At 58.5% G+C, this 17088-nt stretch carries 16 protein-coding genes and 1 pseudogene; 8 read left to right on the forward strand and 9 right to left on the reverse strand.

Going from position 1 to position 17088, the window contains the following annotated elements; translation table 11 throughout:
* The 3 genes from FH08_RS0117825 to FH08_RS0117835 all read right to left on the reverse strand — a co-directional run.
* Positions 1-527, reverse strand: a 527-nt coding sequence (locus FH08_RS0117825; protein ID WP_200878761.1) for a hypothetical protein, incomplete at its 3' end; no start/stop codon positions are given.
* Positions 528-579: 52 nt separating this feature from the next.
* The gene (locus FH08_RS0117830) at positions 580-1227 is read right to left on the reverse strand and encodes a hypothetical protein (RefSeq protein WP_031359634.1); all 648 of its coding nucleotides are present in this window, start codon (positions 1225-1227) and stop codon (positions 580-582) included.
* A gap of 1032 nt (positions 1228-2259) precedes the next feature.
* Complete coding sequence (locus FH08_RS0117835; protein WP_031359635.1) at positions 2260-3672, reverse strand: PLP-dependent aminotransferase family protein; 1413 nt, start codon at positions 3670-3672, stop codon at positions 2260-2262.
* Positions 3673-3776: 104 nt separating this feature from the next.
* Between FH08_RS0117835 and FH08_RS48480 the strand changes: the two are divergent.
* The 3 genes and pseudogenes from FH08_RS48480 (at position 3777) to FH08_RS0117850 (ending at position 5378) form a co-directional block, all read left to right on the forward strand.
* A pseudogene (locus FH08_RS48480) lies at positions 3777-4241 on the forward strand (GNAT family N-acetyltransferase).
* Complete coding sequence (locus FH08_RS0117845; protein ID WP_031359636.1) at positions 4238-4882, forward strand: FMN-dependent NADH-azoreductase; 645 nt, start codon at positions 4238-4240, stop codon at positions 4880-4882. Before FH08_RS48480 ends, FH08_RS0117845 begins: the two are co-directional and overlap by 4 nt.
* A gap of 64 nt (positions 4883-4946) precedes the next feature.
* Positions 4947-5378, forward strand: a complete 432-nt coding sequence (locus tag FH08_RS0117850; protein WP_031359637.1) for a carboxymuconolactone decarboxylase family protein — start codon at positions 4947-4949, stop codon at positions 5376-5378.
* Between the two features lie 473 nt (positions 5379-5851).
* Here the strand turns inward: FH08_RS0117850 and FH08_RS0117860 are convergent, their stop codons facing one another.
* Positions 5852-6886 carry a LacI family DNA-binding transcriptional regulator gene (locus tag FH08_RS0117860; protein ID WP_031359638.1) on the reverse strand — a complete coding sequence of 345 codons (1035 nt, stop codon included), beginning with the start codon at positions 6884-6886 and terminating at the stop codon, positions 5852-5854.
* 200 nt (positions 6887-7086) lie between these two features.
* On the opposite strand from FH08_RS0117860, the gene FH08_RS0117865 reads away from it, so the two are divergent.
* The 5 genes from FH08_RS0117865 to FH08_RS0117885 all read left to right on the forward strand — a co-directional run bounded on the left by FH08_RS0117865 (position 7087) and on the right by FH08_RS0117885 (position 12150).
* Entirely contained in the window at positions 7087-8397 is a 1311-nt protein-coding gene (locus tag FH08_RS0117865; protein WP_031359639.1) for an extracellular solute-binding protein, read from the forward strand.
* 83 nt (positions 8398-8480) lie between these two features.
* On the forward strand, positions 8481-9407 hold the full coding sequence (locus FH08_RS0117870) for a carbohydrate ABC transporter permease (protein WP_235210396.1): 927 nt from the start codon (positions 8481-8483) through the stop codon (positions 9405-9407).
* Positions 9404-10279 (forward strand): carbohydrate ABC transporter permease, encoded by an 876-nt coding sequence (locus FH08_RS0117875; RefSeq protein WP_235210397.1) that lies wholly within the window; start codon positions 9404-9406, stop codon positions 10277-10279. The genes FH08_RS0117870 and FH08_RS0117875 overlap by 4 nt, the downstream gene beginning before the upstream one ends.
* A 70-nt stretch (positions 10280-10349) precedes the next feature.
* Positions 10350-11477, forward strand: coding sequence for a Gfo/Idh/MocA family protein (locus FH08_RS0117880; RefSeq protein ID WP_031359642.1), 1128 nt, complete (start codon positions 10350-10352; stop codon positions 11475-11477).
* Positions 11470-12150, forward strand: a complete 681-nt coding sequence (locus FH08_RS0117885) for a ThuA domain-containing protein (protein WP_035566539.1) — start codon at positions 11470-11472, stop codon at positions 12148-12150. The genes FH08_RS0117880 and FH08_RS0117885 overlap by 8 nt, the downstream gene beginning before the upstream one ends.
* A 100-nt stretch (positions 12151-12250) precedes the next feature.
* Here FH08_RS0117885 and FH08_RS0117890 read toward each other — a convergent pair whose 3' ends face one another.
* Genes FH08_RS0117890 through FH08_RS0117910 form a run of 5 tightly spaced genes read right to left on the reverse strand, consistent with a single transcriptional unit; the run spans position 12251 to position 16923 of the window.
* Entirely contained in the window at positions 12251-13153 is a 903-nt protein-coding gene (locus FH08_RS0117890) for a transporter substrate-binding domain-containing protein (RefSeq protein ID WP_051888350.1), read from the reverse strand.
* A 56-nt stretch (positions 13154-13209) separates the two neighbouring features.
* The gene (locus FH08_RS0117895) at positions 13210-14415 is read right to left on the reverse strand and encodes an aminotransferase class I/II-fold pyridoxal phosphate-dependent enzyme (RefSeq protein ID WP_031359645.1); all 1206 of its coding nucleotides are present in this window, start codon (positions 14413-14415) and stop codon (positions 13210-13212) included.
* A gap of 30 nt (positions 14416-14445) precedes the next feature.
* Positions 14446-15126, reverse strand: a complete 681-nt coding sequence (locus FH08_RS0117900; RefSeq protein ID WP_235210398.1) for an RraA family protein — start codon at positions 15124-15126, stop codon at positions 14446-14448.
* Positions 15127-15149: 23 nt separating this feature from the next.
* The gene (locus FH08_RS0117905; RefSeq protein ID WP_031359647.1) at positions 15150-15653 is read right to left on the reverse strand and encodes an alpha-IPM isomerase; all 504 of its coding nucleotides are present in this window, start codon (positions 15651-15653) and stop codon (positions 15150-15152) included.
* Positions 15654-15657: 4 nt separating this feature from the next.
* The gene (locus FH08_RS0117910; RefSeq protein WP_031359648.1) at positions 15658-16923 is read right to left on the reverse strand and encodes a 3-isopropylmalate dehydratase large subunit; all 1266 of its coding nucleotides are present in this window, start codon (positions 16921-16923) and stop codon (positions 15658-15660) included.
* Positions 16924-17088: the final 165 nt, after the last annotated feature.

The following is a 17088-nucleotide window of genomic DNA, read 5'->3' on the forward strand; positions in this document are numbered from 1 at the left end:
GGCGGCGTAATCCAATAATCGTTGAAAGGCATCGTCGTCTCGACCTGGCAGCGCCTTATGTATCGCGCAAAATCCTCGCCGTTCTTCACTGCCTCGAAGCCATAGCAATGGCGATAAATCGCGGCCAGCTCGGCGCCCATCACGTTCCACAGGTTGACGAGGTAGTCGTGCAGGCTGCCATCTGCGTCGTTGGCCCGATCAGTGCCGGGATCGAAATCAACTGCCCAAAGCAGCCACGCAGTCGACACATCATCAACATGCTGATCCGTGAGAAGGTCTGTCTTCCTGATTGCATCAACGAGGGAGTCGACCGGAACGCGGCCATTGAATGCAGGCTGGTCAATCACCACGAAGCGGGCAAAGTGCGTGCGCTCGCAGCGCGAGAAGGGGCTTTCACGCCCCCCGGCAACGCATGCGGCGCTTTGCGCCGCAGTAGGCAGCGTCGCGAGCACTTCCCGCAGCGAGGAAGTGGGGGACGTCACTCGGCCGGCCGCATCCTTCCAGGGATCGACCTGCACCGGCGACATTACAGTAAGGAAATAGTGACCACCGTCAAGGTTCAAGACAAGCTACCTCTTGCTAGGGCCAGGCACGATCGATGAAGGCTTGCCGGTTGATGTCCGCATTAGCCGTGTCGTTCGATGCCACGGGCGCCAGCCCGTGCGTGCCGAGATCGTTCTGCACCTTCACCAGTGCGGTTCGATACGTTTCTGCAAAAGCCACGGGAGAAAGTTTCGCATGTTGCCCAGTCAATTCGATCAGTTTTGCCCGCACGCGTAGCGCCGCCTTGATATCGCGCTGGGCAGCGCCGGGGGTCGCGTTATAGTAGTAGTCCGTATCGATCTGGTTTGCGCGGATGTAATCCTTGAACGGCGTGATCGGAATCGAATGTGGATACTTCGTGCTGGCATACCAGAACAGGTCGAGGCCACTGGGAATACCGTCCGCAAAGGCATCAATATATTGGTCCCACGTCCCATTGAAATTACTGACGAACAGCATGTAATCATTGGCGAGGTCGGACTTGGGCTGCCCCAGGTCGGGCCAGTCCCGCTGCCGAATAAACACCCAGCGTGCGAAATGGATGATCGACAGGCCGAGAAGTCCGCTCAGCGATGCCGGAAGCGCCCGCGCGATCATGAACAGGAAGCGGTTTATCCATGTCCGATGCGGGGGCATAGGCGTAACCACATTCATTGCGTAGGCCTTGCCTGCAACATTCGACATTTCCCCGTCCCTCGTCTGGCCTCACCGGTGCTTTTGTCGCCGGGAGGTTGGTCTTTCGAATTCGGACCAACACCATTCGATAGCCAATCCTCAATCCTCAATCCTGCTACTCAGTTGGTTGATTCGGGTGTTTGGCCGCGACCTTGGCGTTTTCCTCGCCGCATAAGCAATCACTACCACGCACGAAACGGAGTTGGTTCGCAGTGCTCGTTGTCGACAAGAAAATCACGGCTACATGAACGTAGCTTGAATTAAATTCTTTTTGGGGAACAATTTCAAGTCCCTTTTTCTCTCCTGAACAGCGCCATTCAATTCCTCGCGGTGGGCTCATTACTTCGACACGGCAAAAAGATCGCTGCGCGTGGTGAAGGCAGCGCTCACGCTGCCTCCCCTGTACAAAGCTGAAAGCGTGGATTGCTGACGCCGCGGACACCGATGTCGATTGACTGCTTCCGGGCCGGACTGAGCCCGAAGACGGCCATGCCGAACTGGAGCGCCGCGTGTACCGTAGGAGCAGTTATCCAATGAGTTTGAGGAGCGCCATGAAAGCGATGTGCTCGCTGCACGGGCCAACGACCATCATCGGCACGAACGCGTACGGGTTTCCGGTTTACGCTTGCTGCTGCGAAGACGTGCCCTATGTAACGCCCCCGGACGCATGTACCAGGGCGCCGACGCAACGCGGATCTGACCGGCAGCAGCAACCCCAACAACCGAAGGCGAAAAAGGAATGACACTGACGATCGGCCTGCTGCCTGTGTGCTGATCCGCAGTATGTAGACATATTGCGGCGCAACGCTGCACTGGCTTTTCAGCTTGCCGGGGGCGAACCAGGCCCACCTGAGTCACGTTGATCGCGTCGATTCATTCAGTACCGCGCAATCATCCGGGAGGAAACCAGGACCGCAACCGACCCTCCCGTGCCCTTCGACATTCAACGATCCTGTAACAGCTTCGAGGCAAAAACAGCCGTTCTTGCGGCAAAGCAGATAGCGGATGTTTGTCTGCTCCTGCCGCATTCCACGCTTCCGGTCAAAAAGCACTAACGAGAGTTCGAGACAATGCGCTCGCCTCTTCAGTGGACCGGACATTGGTGAATCCAGTCATCAGTCCCCGGTTTGATGTTGCTCCGGCATACCACGTCGACAACGCCTGCACCGACAATCCAAGGCTTCTTGCGCGCAACGCAATCGCCTCATCATCCGAGCCGTTTTCGAGCATCGCAAGGAGATGCATGCCGCCGGCTTGCAGACGAATTTGCGCGCGCGTACCCAATGCGGCGCCCAGCGCACCGCCAAGCATCGCGCGGCGATCCGCGTAGACGCTCCGCATTTTAGTGATATGCCGCGCGAAATAGCCCTCTTCGATAAACCTTGCCAGGGTCGCCTGCAGCAAACGCGGACACTGATTCTGCATTCGATCAGCGGTTTCAACGAACTGCGTCACCTGCTCTTGCGGGACCACCAGATACGACAGACGCAACCCCGGCGCGAGCACCTTGCTAAAGGTGCCCGTGTACAGCACTCTCCCCGGGCTGCCTGTATCAAGACTCTTCAACGCAGGAAGCGGCCGCCCTCTATACCGGTATTCACTGTCGTAATCGTCTTCAATGATCCAGCGGTCGCCCGCTCTTGCCCAGTCCAGCAACGCGTATCGGCGTGAAAGAGATAACGACACGCCCAGCGGACTTTGGTGACTGGGGGTGACCAACGCAAAACGTGCGCTCGCGTGCATCTTGATACCGGCCTCGACATCCAGACCGTCGTCATCGACTGGAACCGCCAGCAGCTTCATTCCCGCATTGGTGAGGAAGCGCCGCGCCATGAGATAGCCGGGATCTTCAAACCAGCATGCGTCTCCACTGCGCAATACAGCGCGACAGATCAGATCCAGGCTGGCGCGATACCCGGCACATATAAAAACCTGATCCGGCGAGCAGGCAACGCCGCGCGATACGCCCAGATACCCGGCAATGGCCGCACGCAGCGGCGCATGCCCCTGCGGATCGGGATAAATCAGATCCTGGACACCGCTTTGGCGCATCTCACGCGCCGCCAGGCGGTTCCAGACCTTGCTTGGGAAAACATCCAGCGCGGGAAGTCCCATCTGCAGCGGCAGCGGCATTGTGCCGGTATGTTCCGACCACGGCGCAGTCTCCGGCACGACGCTGGCCTGCCCAGCCAACTCGGGCAATCTGATTTCTGGCGAGACCACCGTACCGGCCGGCCCACGGGCGATCAGATAGCCCTCGCTGATCAAAATTTGATAGGCCGATTCAACGGTACCGCGTGCCAGATTCAGTTCGGACGCCAGTCCCCGCACCGACGGCACACGGTCTCCCGGACGCAACACCCCGTCCGCAATGGATTGGCGAATACGCAGATAGATCTGGCGATAGATCGGGCCGGCTGTCGCGGCATTGATGGGACTGAATGGAAGCGTCATGTCCTGTTTGTCATGTCCTACTCGAATTCACGTTTCTTGGCTCTATAGAGTATGACATCAATCGCTTAAAGTACCTCAACGATGACGAACAAAGAGGTACAGCGATGGCACCAACCATGAAACTTCAGGAACTGGACAACTCTATGCTGCAGCGGGCAGGCTTCGCGCTGATGCGCGAACTGCGCCCACACCTGACCGACGAGGCCGCGTTCAGCGAACAGATCGCGCGTCAATACGCGCACGGATATCGGCTGCTTGGCGCCTATATGGATAAGCGGATCGTGGGCCTGATCGGTTATCGCGCAACGGAAAACCTCATATATGGCCGCTTCGTCTATGTCGACGATCTGGTCATCGACGCAAGCGAGCGTCAGCAAGGTCTCGGCGCTTTCCTGATCACGGCGGTGCGCAACGAAGCGACGCGTCTGGGATGTTAGCACCTTGTCCTGGATACCGGCCTCCATATGGCATTGGCGCAGCGCTTTTATTTCCGTCAGGGCTTGTTGGCGCGCGGCATGCATTTTGTCCAGCCGTTGCCTTTGAAGCAACACCAACGGGATGCGGTATGAAAGACTTTTTATTTTTGAGCGCGAGCCCGAATCAACAGGCTTCGCACGCATATCGTTTCGCCGACGCGCTGCTTAAAACGCTTAGCGAAAGACATCCGGGAATGAGCGTGAATCGACGCGACCTCTCAGCGAATCCACTGCCGCCGCTGAGTACCGCGTACGGGGCGGCACTGACAAAGCGCACTCCCTTCGATGACCCCGCCTTTCGGCAATCGGAGCAGTTGATCGATGAGCTGGAGCGCAGCCGCCACCTGTTGATCGCCACGCCGATGCATAACTTCACCGTGCCGGCGACGCTGAAGTTGTGGATCGATCACGTGTTGCGGATTGGACGCTCTTTTTCGGCAGGTCCTGATGGAAAAGTCGGTCTCTTAGCCGATCGCCCGACTTACATCATCGTGAGTTCTGGTGGTTTTCACCAAGGGCCGCAAGCGCGACAACCTGATTTCCTGTCCGACTATTTGCGCCACGCACTGCAGACGATTGGCATTACTAATAGTCACTTTATCTATCTGCAGGGACTGGTCGGAAGTGAAGAGGCGGTGAGCGCCGCATTTTCGAGCGCGCGGCAGCAGTTATCGCAAACGCCACTCTTTGCCGGTGTTAAACCCGAGTCGACCACGTCTATGCCGTCAGCATGAACTTTTTGCTTCAACTCGCTTCACTTTTTCTACCACCCTTTTTCCACACCTTCAGAGTCTGATCATGAGCCAACTTCGCCTTCCTTTTACGACACTATCTCCCGCCGCTTACCACGGTCTTCTGGCCACCAGCAAAGCGCTTTCCGAGAGTAGCCTCGGCCAACCAATGGTCGAATTGATCTATCTGCGCATCTCGCAGATCAACGGTTGCTCATTCTGTCTCGGCAAACATTCGTCGACGTTGCGCGAATCCGGTGTCGCGCAACGCAAGCTCGACCAACTCGCGGGATGGCGTGTCAGCGAGCTATTCGACGCACGGGAGCGCGCCGCGCTCGCATGGGCCGAGACGTTGACGCACGTCGCCGAACAAGGTGCTCCCGACAAACGCTACACCCCGCTGAAGGCGCTCTTCTCCGATGCGGAAATCTCGGATCTGACATTGGCCATCGCGTTGATGAATGCGTTCAATCGTCTCGCTATCGGGATGCTGCTGTAGGAATTGCGATTATTCGCGTACAAGCTCGAACGGCTTCGCTTGGCGGAGGTGAAATGGAAAGCCGATTTTCGCGACTAGCAGGGCGCTGCGCGAATGGCCGTTTTCAGCGCTACGTCGTTCGGCCTGAGCAGATCGAGTAGCTGAAGGACACGCCGCGGTTCGACGCGGAGAGATGCCGTCTTGGGCGGCTGCTGGCGTCACCGCCCATGACATCAGTTAATGACAGCGGTTTTGCCAGTGGCCATGCACCTTCACCTTGTGGCATACGCGGTGATGGTGATCCTCTGCGAAAGCGGATGAAAACGCGCCAAGCGTGAGAGCGGCGGTGATGACGGCGAGAATGGTCTTTTTCATATGACTATATAAAGTAGAAGGGAATCGAAATGCTAGCAGCGTTAGATTACAGTCCCGAATAGCGCGCCCGGTGCTAAGACTATTGAAGATCCCGCGCGGTATGCGTTGGTAGCCTTTGTCTATCGCTGCGCCACCTGTTTTTCCGCGAGTCGCGCAGTCGAGCCGCGCACAATCAGATCCGTCGGCAACGTGATGCGATCCGAGGGCGATTCGATCCCGGCAATCCGGGCCAGCAATATGTTGACCGCCGATCTCCCCATCTGCTGCAACGGCTGACGAACGGTTGTCAGTGGGGGATAAACCTGCGACGCCATGGGGACATCGTCGAACCCGATCACGGAAACATCTTCGGGGACACGCATTCCCAGTTCGCGCGCCGCGGCGATCGCACCAAACGCGCTCAAATCGTTCGCGGCAAAGATCGCGGTCGGCGGCCGCTTCAACTTCAACAGATGCGATGCCGCCTTGAACCCCATCGCCTGACTGAAGCGTCCGATTGCCGTCAAGCTCGCTTCAGGACGCAGGCCGTGCTGCCGCATCGCGTCGTTAAAGCCGCGGGCCCTGTCGTGCGCTGCTGTCAGGCGTTCATCACCGCTGATAAACGCAATCCGCGTATGGCCGAGTTCAGCCAGATGCTGCACCGCCAGACGCGCACCCTCGTAGTTGTCCGATGCAACCGAGGGATACTGCGGAAAAACACCACGCTGATCGACCACTACGATAGGCACGTTCGCCTCATTCAGCGCCTTTAGATAAGGCGCGTCATCGTGTGGAAGGATAGCCACCAACCCGTCCGAAAACTGCTGCAGTAACGACAACACATTGTGGTGAGTCTCACGATCCTCGTCGAACATCGGATACACAAGCATTTCATATCCAGCTTTTCGGGCAGCCCGGCCCGCCCCGACGATTAACTCGCTGACAAACTGATCCTGCCGCACCGGCGTGAGCAAGCCGACAATCCGGGTACGTCCGCCTGACAGTTTCTGTGCGGTCCGGTTGGCGACGTACCCGATCTCCGCGGCAATGCGCAAAACCTTGTCGCGTGTCTGCTGCGACACCCCATGACGGTCGTTGATGGCGCGCGACGCGCTCATCTGGGAAATGCCGGCCAGCTCCGCGAGCCGGGCCAACGTCGGGCTCTGTTTTACCATGGTCACGAATCAACTTAGTAAGATTAACTAATCATTACAGCCAGCTATTGCCGTGCAGCGCATCCGTTGAAGTACGCGGTCCGAAGTCATGTCCCGGCTCGGGTAAATACGCATTTCACAGAGGATGGCCGCTCCCTATTATTGTTACACAACGTTAGCGGTAACGTTACAAAACATTTTATAACTAAAAATGGAAAGATATGAACGGAATCGTTTCAGTCTTGAACCGCCGCCGGACCCTTGTCACAGCCTGCGCAGCCCTCGCCACAGCCCTCGGTTCGTTGGGGTGGTCCAGCACTGCCGCGGCCCAGACGAAGACGCTTACCGAATGGGATTCACAGACTGTCGGCGCGGGTCCGAAGATCATCAACGATGCGGCGGGGCGTTTTGAGAAGGCGAACCCCGGCTTCAAGGTCGAGTCATCTCATGTCCTCAACGATGCATACAAAACCAAGCTGAAAATCGCGTTTGGTGCGAACCAGCCGCCCTGCGTCTTCTCGAGTTGGGGAGGCGGTCCTCTGCGCGAGTATGTGAAGTCGAATCAGGTGGTTGATCTCACGCCTTATCTCAAGCAAAACGCATCCTTCCAAAACCGCTTCCTGGCAACCGCCTGGCCGGCGGCCACCTTCGACAACAAGGTTTGGGCCATCCCCGCCGAGAACACATCGGTAGCGGTTGTCTTCTACAACAAGGAGATTTTCGACAAGTACAAGCTGACACCCCCGAAGACCTGGGACGAGTTGCTCCATGTGATCAGCGTACTGAAATCGAACAATATCGCGCCGTTTGCGTTGGCAAACAAAAACAAATGGACCGGGTCCATGTACTACATGTACCTGGTCGACCGTATAGGAGGTTCTGACGTGGTGCGCCGCGCGGTCATGCGGGCGCCGGGCGGCAGTTTCGCCGATCCTGCCTTCGTAGAAGCGGGAACGCGCCTGCAGGAACTGGTAAAGGCTGGCGCTTTCGCGCAGGGATTCAATGGACTTGACTACGACATAGGCGCGTCAAGGCGCCTTCTTTATTCCGGGCGTGCGGCGATGGAACTCATCGGGAGCTGGGAAGCGTCGACCGTGAAGGCGGAGAATCCGGCATTTTATTCGAAGCTCGACTACTTTCCCTTCCCTTCCGTACCGGGTGGAAAAGGCAATCCGGACGACGTTATCGGCACAGTGGGCGATAACTTCTACAGTATCTCCAAGGCCTGCGCGGATCCTCAGGCGGCGTTCCGCTTGATCCAGTCGATGACGGACGATCAATCCATGCGAGAACGCGTGGCGGACACGCGCATACCACCGGTCAAGAACCTGGAAGTGAACGATCCTATGCTTAAACGCTTTCTAAAGACGGTGTCTGACGCGCCTGCGGTGCAACTCTGGTACGACCAGGAATTGCCACCAGCCCTCGGCGAATTGCACAAAAACACCACGCAGGCGCTCTTCGGCTTAACGATGAGTCCGCAGGAAGCCGCACAACAAATGGAAGCTGAGGCGAAGAAAGACCTCAATTAACGCTACTGACACTAAACGCCTGCGTTTCGTTCAAGCAGCGCGTCCGCCTGATCGTCGATTCAATCGACAAACTGGAGGAAGATGTGAGTTCTACGAAGCTTCGCATGATGTCCCTGCCGAAGCGATCGCGTCTGGGAAGACCCTCCGCGATGGTCTCAGCTACGTTTCTTGCACCCGCTATTGCCTTGCTCGGCCTCTTTCTTCTCTACCCGTTGATCTCGAGCTTCCGGTTATCGACGCTCGACTGGAACGGACTTGGCACCACGGGACGCTTCATTGGTCTTCAGAACTGGATTCATCTCTCGCATGATCCCGCTTTTTTTAAAGCGGTACGCAACAACCTGATACTCGCAGTCTTCTCCGTGCTCATACAGATGCCGATCGCATTGACTCTTGCCGTCATGCTCGACAAGGCAGGCCGGGGATCGCGTACGCTCAAGATCCTATATTTCCTGCCGCTGCTGATGTCGAGCGTCGCCATAGGGGTCGTGTTCAAGAACGTGTATGACCCGAATTTCGGTCCGTTAAACGCGGCTTTGAACGCCCTCGGACTTGGCAATCTGGCGCAAGACTGGCTGGGTGACGGCCGCTTCGCTTTAGGCGCCACGTTAGCGGTCATCTGCTGGCAAAACATCCCGTTCTACATGATTCTCTTCATGGCTGGACTGTCCTCCCTCTCGCCCGAACTTCGTGAAGCAGCGCGCCTTGACGGGGCCTCTCCACTGAGGGTGTTCTGGCACATCGAGTTGCCGCATCTGCAAGGCACCTTGCGCACCGGTGTGCTGCTTGCCGTGATCGGTTCGCTGCGTTATTTCGATCTGATTTTCGTGATGACCGGCGGCGGGCCTGACGGCGCGTCGGAGCTCATGGCGACCTACATGTACCGCACAGTCTTCAGTTCGTTTCAACTCGGCTACGGCAGCACCATCGCCTCGGCAATGTTCCTGATCGTGCTGGTCGTCGCCAGCGTCACTCTGACCCTCACACGCCGTTTCGAGACGGAGATATGAAAGCGATCCCCAACGTTCACCTTGAATCGAGTACCCCATTTCGCGCGCCCAGGTTTTCCGTATCGCGTGCAATGGTCCTGACGCTCGGCGTCGGCTGGCTCGCGGTAACAACACTACCTTTTTTGTTCGTCGTGGTAACCAGCCTGAAATCCCAGCAGGACACGTATTCCGGATCGGCCTGGTCGCTCCCGTCGGTCCTGGACCTGAGCAACTATCGAGCGGTCCTTGAAGGCGGTTTTTGGGTTTATCTGCGCAATAGCCTGTTCGTTGTGGGCTTGTCGACCGCACTGATCCTGTTGACTGGTTCAATGGCCGCCTACGTATTTGCGCGCATCAGCTCCCGCCTCAACAGATCGATTTTCTCGCTGGTGGTCGCCGGAATGATCGTGCCGTTGCACGTCACCCTGGTACCGGTTTACCTGATGACGCGCACCGCAGGACTCTACGACACACCCTTTGCCTTGATCGGCCCTTATGTAGCGTCGAGCCTTCCGGTTTCGATCTTCATTCTCACGGAGTTCATGCGCCAAATCCCGCGTGAACTGGAGGAAGCCGCCATGCTCGACGGCTGCGGACCGTTCGCCATTTTCTGGCGCATCTTCGTTCCGCTATCCGGGCCGGGACTCGCCACGGTCGCCATCTACAACGCCATCGCATTGTGGAACGAGTTTATTTTTGCCTACGTACTCACCTCGACGCCGGCCAATCGCACGCTGCCGCTCGCGGTGTGGGACTTCCAGGGTCAATACGCATCGAACATTCCAGCAACGCTCGCGGTCGTCACGCTGACCTCCCTGCCGTTGATCGTCGCCTACGCGTTCGGCCAGGAACGCATCATAAAAGGAATGATGGTCGGCTCCGTCAAGGGATGAAAAGCGGGGTGAAATCTTTTTCCATTTGCCCGCCGATGGGCACGTGTTCATTCGTTCGAGGCAACATTACATGACTTCAGCACCCCATCAGAAGTTGCGCGTCGCGGTTGTCGGCTGCGGCTATATCAGCGACATTTACCTGACCAACCTTCCGAAATTCGCCGGCGTCGAGGTCTGCGCTGTTGCGGATCTCGATATGGAACGGGCACGCGCTTCGGCGCTCCGGCACGGGGTTGCCCGTGTCCTTGCCGCCGACGCGGTCTACGCCGACCCCGGCATTGACTTGATCCTCAATCTCACGCATCCGGCCGGGCATGCAGAGGTCGCGCGACGCGCGCTACAGTCGGGAAAGCACGTCTACAACGAGAAGCCGCTGACCCTCGATCTCGATGAAGCGCGCGGGTTGATCGATGCGGCACGCTCGGCCGCTCTTCAAATCTGCTGCGCGCCGGACACGGTACTGGGTGCGGGCATCCAGACCTGCCGCGCATTGATCGATAGCGGCGCTATTGGCGAGCCGATCGCCGCGACGGCCTTCATGACCAACCACGGCCATGAAGGCTGGCACCCCGACCCGTCGTTCTACTACCAGCCAGGCGCTGGTCCGATGTTCGATATGGGACCGTACTACCTGAGCGCGCTAGTCAATCTCATCGGGCCCGTCGATGCCGTATCGGGATTTGCTCGCGCAAGTTTTGCCAAGCGAGTCATCGGGAGCAAGCCCAAACGCGGTCAGCAGATCGACGTGAACACGCCTACGCACGTAGCCGGCCAGATGCAGTTCGCCAACGGTGCAATCGGAACAATTGTGACGAGCTTCGATATCTGGGGTGCGAAGCTTCCCTTCATCGAGATCCATGGAACAGAGGGAAGCCTGAGTGTGCCCGACCCCAACACGTTTGGTGGTCCGGTAAGCATCAAGGTTCGCGATGGTGACTGGACTGAAGTCCCGCTCTCGCATCCCTATAGCGACAACACGCGAGGGCTTGGTATTGCGGACCTTGCACGTTCGCTCCAGACGGGTGAACGGCCGCGCACAGACGGCGAGATTGGCTACCACGTGCTCGAGGTCATGCACGGCTTTCTTGCCGCGGCGGACCGGCGCCAGACCGTCTCGATTCACAGCAGCTTCCAACGACCCGCGCCCATGTCGGAGCAACCCCTGACCATGGCAAACGAGAGATTCACCCATGCCTGAAAACAACCTGACATCGCGCCGCTCCGCATTGATGGTCTGGGGTGGATGGGACGGCCACGAGCCGCGCCTGACGACCGAGCGCTTCGCGAATCTGCTCGAGCAGCAGGGATTCGCGGTAGAGATCCACGACGACCTTGACGTGTACCTCGACCGTGACCGGCTCGCTGAACAGAACCTGATCGTCAACTGCTTCACCATGGGCCAGCTGGACAAGACGCATACCCAAAATCTGCTCGCAGCGGTTCGTGGCGGCGCAGGTTTCGGAGGCTGGCACGGCGGTGCCGGCGACGCGTTCCGCGCGAATACCGACTACCAGTTCATGGTGGGGGGCCAATGGGTCGCGCATCCTGGCAACATCGTCGACTACACTGTTCAGATCGCCGCCTCCGATGACCCGGTTGTTGCTGGACTCGCCGATTTTTCAATGCACTCGGAGCAGTACTACATGCATTTCGATCCGAGCAACGAGGTACTCGCGACCACCTGCTTCAACGGGCCGTATGTACGAGAACATGAGCCACAAGTAACGGGCGTCGTCATGCCGGTCGCCTGGAAACGCCAGTGGGGCAAAGGAAGGGTTTTCTATTCGTCGCTGGGTCATATCAACACCGACTTCGATGTCCCGGAAGCCCGCGAACTGACGTTGCGTGGCCTACTTTGGGCAGCGCGCTGAGTGGGTCAAGCCAGGTCTCGTTTCGTCGGTTGCGGGTCCATGTGCACCTGGTGCGGGTATCAACAAAACAGCCGATACCAGCATGCCCGTGGAAGACCGTTCAATCGTCCATCGGGCGATCGTTCGGATGCGAAAAGATGGCCTTCAGAGAATCGCTCATCGGCAACCCGAGCGTGATGCCCTTGGGCGCAATCGGCGACATGAACCACGTGTTGTAAAGCGACTGGCCGCGGCCACTTGTTTCAAGCCGTGCGATGGTTCGATCGACGACCGCCTTGAACGGGGCATCGCCCTTGGGAAGCATGCATGCGATCGCTTCATGCGTTTGCGGCTCCCCCGCGATCACATAGTCGTCCGGCCGGTGTGCGGTCGCCCGTTCGCTGGCGAGCACATCGGCATCCATGAAAAAGGCTGCGGCGCGACCGGTTTCGAGGTTCAGGAACGACGCGCTGTGGTCTCGTGCTTCGACAAGCGTGATGTTCGCGTTGTTCTTCTGGATATACGATCTGATGTAACGCTCGGATGTCGTACCGGTCGTGACCGCCACGGTCTTGCCTATCAGGTCGTTAAACGAATGGATGTTTGAGTCCGCCTTCGTCAGCAAGCGCGTTTCAGTCACAGAGATCGTATTGGAGAAATCAACCTGCTGCGCGCGTTCCTTGTTGTTCGTCGTCCCGCCGCACTCAAGATCAATCGTGCCGTTCTGAACCAGCGCGATACGGTTCTGCGCGTTCACCGGAATCATGCGAACCTGAAGGTCCGGTGAACCAACCGCTGTCTTGATCTCCTTCACGATCTCCTGCGCAATGTCCTGCGAATAGCCGATGACGTGGTCGTTATTGTCATAGTAGGAATACGGCACCGACGACTCGCGGTAGCCCAGCACGATCGTATTCCTGGATTTGATCGATGCGAGCCGTCCCGTGAGATCCTGAGCGTGAGCACCGAGCGCCACGCAGCCGAACACCATGAGGGCAGCGGCACGATAAGGCAGACTGTTCATTTTTCCGTTCCTTTCCCGATAGTCCGATGGTTGTTACCGCACGCTTCGCACGCAGGTCAGGGACGAAGCGCCGAACATGCAGCCGCAATCCGCTTGCACGCCTCTTCGAGTTGCGCGAAGGAAGTGGCGAATGAAATGCGAAAAGCCGGAGACAGGCCAAAAGCTGCACCCTGGATTACCGCGACTTCGTGGCTCTCGAGCAGGTACATGACGAAATCGGTGTCGTTACCGATTACCTGACCACCAGGAGTGCGCTTGCCGATGACGCCCGCACATGAGGGGTAGACGTAGAACGCGCCCGTGGGACGGGGACAATTCAGACCCTCGATCGCGTTCAGGCTCTCCACGACGAGATCGCGCCGCCGCTGATATTCACTGCGCCAGCCGGCAAGAAAATCGGTTGGCCCGGTGAGGGCGGCCAGTGCCGCGGCCTGGCTTATGGAGGACGGATTGCTGGTGCTTTGCGACTGGAGCTTGGCCATGGCCTTGATAAGCGCCTTGGGGCCGCCCGCGTAGCCAATGCGCCACCCTGTCATGGCAAACGCCTTCGACACACCGTTGATGGTCAGCGTGCGCTCACGCAGATGCGGGTTGCAGCGGGCAAACGTAGCGAACTTCAGGCCGTCATAAATGAGGTGTTCGTAGACGTCATCGGTCATGATCCAGACATGGGGATGGCGGCTGAGCACCTCGCCAAACGCGACGAGTTCACTCTCGGTGTAAGTCGCCCCTGTCGGGTTGCACGGCGAGTTGAGCACGACCCACTTGGTGCGATCGGTGATGGCCGCGTCGAGCTGCTCCGGCGTCATCTTGTAGTTGCTGCTCACATCACATTCGACCACGACCGGCCGCCCGCCATTGAGCAGCACCATGTCCGGATAAGACACCCAGTATGGCGCGGGGATAACGACTTCGTCCCCCTCTTCCACCGTGCTCGTCAAGGCGTTGAACACGACCTGCTTGCCGCCGTTCCCGACCGTAATCTCATCCGGCGCGAAAACCAGCCCGTTCTCCCGTTCGAATTTATCGCAGATGGCGCGCTTGAGTTCCGGCGTACCGTCCACCACCGTGTAGCGAGTCTTGCCCGCCTTCATCGCGGCATAGGCAGCTTCGACTATGTGCGGCGGCGTGTCGAAGTCCGGCTCGCCGGAGGTCAGGCCTACGATGTCCCGGCCTGCCGCGCGCAGTTCCTTCACGCGTGCCGTGGCCATTGAACTCGGCGATGGTTTGATGCGCTCCATACGGGCGGCAATCAGTTTCATTTTGGTCTCTCGTGAGAAGGTCAAAGATGCTTAGGCGATCACGCCTTTTTGCTTCAGGTAGATGTCGATCCAGCCGCGCTTGTCCTGGCCCACGAGGATCGCCTCCTTGCGTTGCTGTTCCCTCTGCGCCTGAGCGGTGGCGGCAGCCAGCAGGGTCTCGAGCTGGTCAGCGGGAATAGCGACAAGCCCGTCTTCATCCCCAACGATCAGATCACCGGCCTCGATCACGAGACCACCGATAGCAACCGGCACGTTGATCTCTCCAGGCCCCTCCTTGAACGGACCACGATGCGTGTTGCCTCGCGCAAAGCAGGGAAAGTCGGCCGCATAAAACGCGGCGACATCACGTACTGCGCCGTCGATGACAAAGCCGGCGACACCGCGGACCTGCGCGTGCATCTGCATCAACTCGCCGACCAGCGCTTGCGTCACTTCACCGCCACCATCGACGACAATGACATCGCCGGGCTCGGCAATGTCTATCGCCTTGTGGATCATCAGGTTGTCGCCCGGCCTCACCTTGACCGTGATGGCGCGGCCCACGAGCTTCTTCTGGCGGTGATACTGTTTCAGCCCGATCACGCCACACAAGCGGTGCATGTTGTCGCTGATGTGCGGAGTAACGAGTGACTGAAAGCGCTCGATAAGGTCTTTCGGAATCGGCGCTGGCATTGGCATGATGCGAAAGCCAGGCATGGGTTGATGGCTCATGAGTGCAAGTCCTGTAACGAGGATTAAAGTGTTGAATGCGCGCGCAGGTAGGGCACGAGACCGCCCGCGTCGAGGATTTTCAGAATGTCGTGCGGGATAGGCGCAGCCTCGATTTCGTGGCCGTCGAGCGCGCCATGTACCAGGATGCGCGGCCCCATATCGATCTGGAGGGCACAACCTTCCGCTATGCGGCTGGTATCGCATTCAATCGGATAGAGTCCGTTGTTCACTGCGTTGCGAAAGTAGGTCCGCGCAAAACTTTGAGCGAGCACGATCCTGATCCCGGCGCCGATCACCGCCGTCACGGCGACCTCCATCGCCGAGCCGCAGCCGAAATTCTTGCCCGCGACAAGGATATCGCCGGGACGCACGGAGGCCGCGAATTCGGGTGCAATGGTCTCGAACAGATAGTCCTTCAGGACGGCAGGATCGAGCGATTCCCGCTTGCGTCGCGAAGAGATGATGTAGTCGGTATTGATGTCGTCGCCAAAGCGCCGCGCAGTAGCCTTGATGGATAGTGACGTCATTCTTTTATCGCCTGGAGAGGGTTTGCGGGCTGGCTATGCGGCCCGCTATAGCGCTCGCGGCACACACTTCCGGCGACGCCAGGAAGATATTGGCGCTTGGATTGCCCATTCGCCCTTTGAAATTCCTGTTGGCCGTGGAGATCACATTCGCGTCATCTTCGGGGATGGCGCCGGCCGTGCCGCAGCATGCACCGCAACCCGGCGTAACGATAATGGCGCCCAGTGCGATCAACTCGGCAAGCTCACCGCCAAGAGCCAGCTCGTGCAGCGCTTCGCGCGATGCCGGCGTGACGACCAGTTGCACGCCCGCAGCGGGCCTGCCGAACTTACGGAACACCGCCAGCGCCTGACGAAAGTCTTTCGCACGGCCGCCCGTACACGTGCCGAGACAGGCCATCTGTATGGACACCTCACCCAGTTCGTCGAGGCGTGCGACGTTGTCTACGTTATGTGGGAGTGCCACGTATGGGCACAACGTCGTGAGATCTATGTCCAGCGTTCGGGTATAGATGGCATCCGCGTCCGCAGAGAGGCCTTCCAACGGGACGGCGACGCGTCCGTCGAGATAACGCATACAGGCTGCGTCGAAAGGGAACACGGCGTTCTTGGCTCCCATTTCGACTGACAGATTGGCAAGGACCAATCGATCCTCGAAATCAAGCGTGTCGAGTCCTTCGCCGTGAAATTCGAGCGTCTGATACGCGGCGCCATCCGCGCCCAGCAGCTTCGCCAGATGAAGCGCGAGATCCTTCGGGTACACACCTGGCGGCAGTTCGCCATGCAGCCTGATCCGGATCGACTCAGGCACCTTGAGCCACACCTTTCCGGTCATCATCACGCCCGCCAGATCGGATGAACCAACACCGGTCGCAAAACAATTCGCTGCACCGTAGGTCACCGCATGACTGTCGGCACCGACGAGAAGCCGTCCCGGCGCTGCAAGGCCCTGTTCAACCACGATCTGATGGCCGATCCCCTCGCCGATATCGAACAACGGAATGCCCTGCTCGCGTGCAAAATGCCGGATCCTCGCCTGCAACATGGCTGCCTTCGGGCTGGGCGCTGGTGCATAGTGGTCGAGTGCAAAAAGCAGCTTGTGGGGGGAATGAACGCGTGAAGCGCCCATCGCGGCGAAGTAGTCCATCGCCATAGGAATGGAACCATCGGTGCCCATAGCACAATCCACTTCACAGATCGCGATATCGCCCGCTTTGACGCTGCGTCCCGAGCTAAGCGACAACAGCTTTTCTGATAGGGTTTTTCCTGACATGTCGTTGGTCTCGCGGATTCGGAACGGCCTGGTTTGAGCGGGTCTCGACCGGGCACTGACGGCACGCTGCAATGCTCTTTTCCCCGTGGTCTCAAAGCCTACCGCAGAGCTGAGTATCGCAAACCGTGGCAACTCGTATTACGAGTAATAGGCATCGTGACCGAT

Source organism: Caballeronia sordidicola (assembly GCF_000729995.1).
Classification (GTDB): Bacteria; Pseudomonadota; Gammaproteobacteria; order Burkholderiales; family Burkholderiaceae; genus Caballeronia; species Caballeronia sordidicola_A.

Excerpts from the sequence above, each read along its gene's own strand:
- FH08_RS0117830 (WP_031359634.1), bottom strand. The coding sequence starts at position 1,227 with ATGTCGAATGTTGCAGGCAAGGCCTACGCAATGAATGTGGTTACGCCT.
- FH08_RS0117835 (WP_031359635.1), bottom strand. The coding sequence starts at position 3,672 with ATGACGCTTCCATTCAGTCCCATCAATGCCGCGACAGCCGGCCCGATC.
- FH08_RS0117845 (WP_031359636.1), top strand. The coding sequence starts at position 4,238 with ATGAAAGACTTTTTATTTTTGAGCGCGAGCCCGAATCAACAGGCTTCG.
- FH08_RS0117850 (WP_031359637.1), top strand. The coding sequence starts at position 4,947 with ATGAGCCAACTTCGCCTTCCTTTTACGACACTATCTCCCGCCGCTTAC.
- FH08_RS0117860 (WP_031359638.1), bottom strand. The coding sequence starts at position 6,886 with ATGGTAAAACAGAGCCCGACGTTGGCCCGGCTCGCGGAGCTGGCCGGC.
- FH08_RS0117865 (WP_031359639.1), top strand. The coding sequence starts at position 7,087 with ATGAACGGAATCGTTTCAGTCTTGAACCGCCGCCGGACCCTTGTCACA.
- FH08_RS0117875 (WP_235210397.1), top strand. The coding sequence starts at position 9,404 with ATGAAAGCGATCCCCAACGTTCACCTTGAATCGAGTACCCCATTTCGC.
- FH08_RS0117880 (WP_031359642.1), top strand. The coding sequence starts at position 10,350 with ATGACTTCAGCACCCCATCAGAAGTTGCGCGTCGCGGTTGTCGGCTGC.
- FH08_RS0117885 (WP_035566539.1), top strand. The coding sequence starts at position 11,470 with ATGCCTGAAAACAACCTGACATCGCGCCGCTCCGCATTGATGGTCTGG.
- FH08_RS0117890 (WP_051888350.1), bottom strand. The coding sequence starts at position 13,153 with ATGAACAGTCTGCCTTATCGTGCCGCTGCCCTCATGGTGTTCGGCTGC.
- FH08_RS0117895 (WP_031359645.1), bottom strand. The coding sequence starts at position 14,415 with ATGAAACTGATTGCCGCCCGTATGGAGCGCATCAAACCATCGCCGAGT.
- FH08_RS0117900 (WP_235210398.1), bottom strand. The coding sequence starts at position 15,126 with ATGAGCCATCAACCCATGCCTGGCTTTCGCATCATGCCAATGCCAGCG.
- FH08_RS0117905 (WP_031359647.1), bottom strand. The coding sequence starts at position 15,653 with ATGACGTCACTATCCATCAAGGCTACTGCGCGGCGCTTTGGCGACGAC.
- FH08_RS0117910 (WP_031359648.1), bottom strand. The coding sequence starts at position 16,923 with ATGTCAGGAAAAACCCTATCAGAAAAGCTGTTGTCGCTTAGCTCGGGA.